The sequence below is a fragment of the Serratia sp. N21D137 genome, assembly GCF_047530005.1.
In the GTDB taxonomy this organism is placed as follows: Bacteria; Pseudomonadota; Gammaproteobacteria; order Enterobacterales; family Enterobacteriaceae; genus Chania; species Chania fonticola_B.
The window spans coordinates 1-2,965 of the sequence record NZ_JBLJAJ010000080.1 but is presented as its reverse complement, the minus strand read 5'-3'; the positions used below and the strand labels follow the sequence as shown (position 1 = coordinate 2,965).

The 2,965-nt window shown below is 52.3% G+C and carries 1 rRNA gene; it reads right to left on the bottom strand.

Features of this window, described 5'->3' with window-relative positions:
- Positions 1–2,806 (bottom strand): 23S ribosomal RNA (locus tag ACMV5H_RS25200); the annotation flags it as partial.
- Between the last annotated feature and the right edge of the window lie 159 nt (positions 2,807–2,965).

The following is a 2,965-nucleotide window of genomic DNA, read 5'->3' as shown; positions in this document are numbered from 1 at the left end:
CCTTAAAGGCCCAGGGAAGACTCATCTCGAGGCAAGTTTCGCGCTTAGATGCTTTCAGCGCTTATCTTTTCCGCACTTAGCTACCGGGCAGTGCCATTGGCATGACAACCCGAACACCAGTGGTGCGTTCACTCCGGTCCTCTCGTACTAGGAGCAACCCCTCTCAATCTTCCAACGCCCACGGCAGATAGGGACCGAACTGTCTCACGACGTTCTAAACCCAGCTCGCGTACCACTTTAAATGGCGAACAGCCATACCCTTGGGACCTACTTCAGCCCCAGGATGTGATGAGCCGACATCGAGGTGCCAAACACCGCCGTCGATATGAACTCTTGGGCGGTATCAGCCTGTTATCCCCGGAGTACCTTTTATCCGTTGAGCGATGGCCCTTCCATTCAGAACCACCGGATCACTAAGACCTACTTTCGTACCTGCTCGAGCCGTCACTCTCGCAGTCAAGCTAGCTTATGCCTTTGCACTAACCTCACGATGTCCGACCGTGATTAGCTAACCTTCGTGCTCCTCCGTTACTCTTTGGGAGGAGACCGCCCCAGTCAAACTACCCACCAGACACTGTCCTCACCCCGGATCACGGGGCCGAGTTAGAACATCAAACATTAAAGGGTGGTATTTCAAGGTTGGCTCCATGCAGACTGGCGTCCACACTTCAAAGCCTCCCACCTATCCTACACATCAAGGCTCAATGTTCAGTGTCAAGCTATAGTAAAGGTTCACGGGGTCTTTCCGTCTTGCCGCGGGTACACTGCATCTTCACAGCGAGTTCAATTTCACTGAGTCTCGGGTGGAGACAGCCTGGCCATCATTACGCCATTCGTGCAGGTCGGAACTTACCCGACAAGGAATTTCGCTACCTTAGGACCGTTATAGTTACGGCCGCCGTTTACTGGGGCTTCGATCAAGAGCTTCGCCTTGCGGCTGACCCCATCAATTAACCTTCCAGCACCGGGCAGGCGTCACACCGTATACGTCCACTTTCGTGTTTGCACAGTGCTGTGTTTTTATTAAACAGTTGCAGCCAGCTGGTATCTGCGACTGGCTTCAGCTCCGAGAGCAAGTCTCTTCACCTACGCGCCAGCGTGCCTTCTCCCGAAGTTACGGCACCATTTTGCCTAGTTCCTTCACCCGAGTTCTCTCAAGCGCCTTGGTATTCTCTACCTGACCACCTGTGTCGGTTTGGGGTACGATTTGATGTTACCTGATGCTTAGAGGCTTTTCCTGGAAGCAGGGCATCAACTACTTCTGCACCGTAGTGCATCGTCATCACGCCTCAGGGTTGATAGCGTTCCGGATTTACCAGGAACACCCCCCTACACGCTTAAACCGGGACAACCGTCGCCCGGCTAGCCTAGCCTTCTCCGTCCCCCCTTCGCAGTAACACCGAGTACAGGAATATTAACCTGTTTCCCATCGACTACGCCTTTCGGCCTCGCCTTAGGGGTCGACTCACCCTGCCCCGATTAACGTTGGACAGGAACCCTTGGTCTTCCGGCGAGCGGGTTTTTCACCCGCTTTATCGTTACTTATGTCAGCATTCGCACTTCTGATACCTCCAGCAAACCTCACAGTTCACCTTCAACGGCTTACAGAACGCTCCCCTACCCAACAACGCCTAAGCGTCGCTGCCGCAGCTTCGGTGCATGGTTTAGCCCCGTTACATCTTCCGCGCAGGCCGACTCGACCAGTGAGCTATTACGCTTTCTTTAAATGATGGCTGCTTCTAAGCCAACATCCTGGCTGTCTATGCCTTCCCACATCGTTTCCCACTTAACCATGACTTTGGGACCTTAGCTGGCGGTCTGGGTTGTTTCCCTCTTCACGACGGACGTTAGCACCCGCCGTGTGTCTCCCGTGATAACATTCTTCGGTATTCGGAGTTTGCATCGGTTTGGTAAGCCGGGATGGCCCCCTAGCCGAAACAGTGCTCTACCCCCGAAGATGAGTTCACGAGGCGCTACCTAAATAGCTTTCGGGGAGAACCAGCTATCTCCCGGTTTGATTGGCCTTTCACCCCCAGCCACAAGTCATCCGCTAATTTTTCAACATTAGTCGGTTCGGTCCTCCAGTTAGTGTTACCCAACCTTCAACCTGCCCATGGCTAGATCACCGGGTTTCGGGTCTATACCTTGCAACTAGTCGCCCAGTTAAGACTCGGTTTCCCTACGGCTCCCCTATACGGTTAACCTTGCTACAAAATATAAGTCGCTGACCCATTATACAAAAGGTACGCAGTCACACCACGAAGGTGCTCCCACTGCTTGTACGTACACGGTTTCAGGTTCTATTTCACTCCCCTCGCCGGGGTTCTTTTCGCCTTTCCCTCACGGTACTGGTTCACTATCGGTCAGTCAGGAGTATTTAGCCTTGGAGGATGGTCCCCCCATATTCAGACAGGATGTCACGTGTCCCGCCCTACTCATCGAACTCACAGTTAATGCATTTTAGTGTACGGGGCTATCACCCTTTGCTGCGCGACTTTCCAGACGCTTCCACTAACACAAGAACTGATTCAGGTTCTGGGCTGTTCCCCGTTCGCTCGCCGCTACTAGGGGAATCTCGGTTGATTTCTTTTCCTCGGGGTACTTAGATGTTTCAGTTCCCCCGGTTCGCCTCGTATGGCTATGTATTCACCATACGATAGTGTGTCGAAACACACTGGGTTTCCCCATTCGGGTATTGCCGGTTATAACGGTTCATATCACCTTACCGACACTTTTCGCAGATTAGCACGCCCTTCATCGCCTCTGACTGCCTAGGCATCCACCGTGTACGCTTAGTCACTTAACCTCACAACCCGAAGGTGTTTCTGTAAACAGAGAACACTGTCGTGCTGTTTATTTGAGAGACTCTATGACAGGTTAATCCTTACCCCAATACTTCTACGGAGGGATAAGTTTCAGCTGTCATGTTTCAATTTTCAGCTTGTTCCAGATTGTTAAAGAGCAA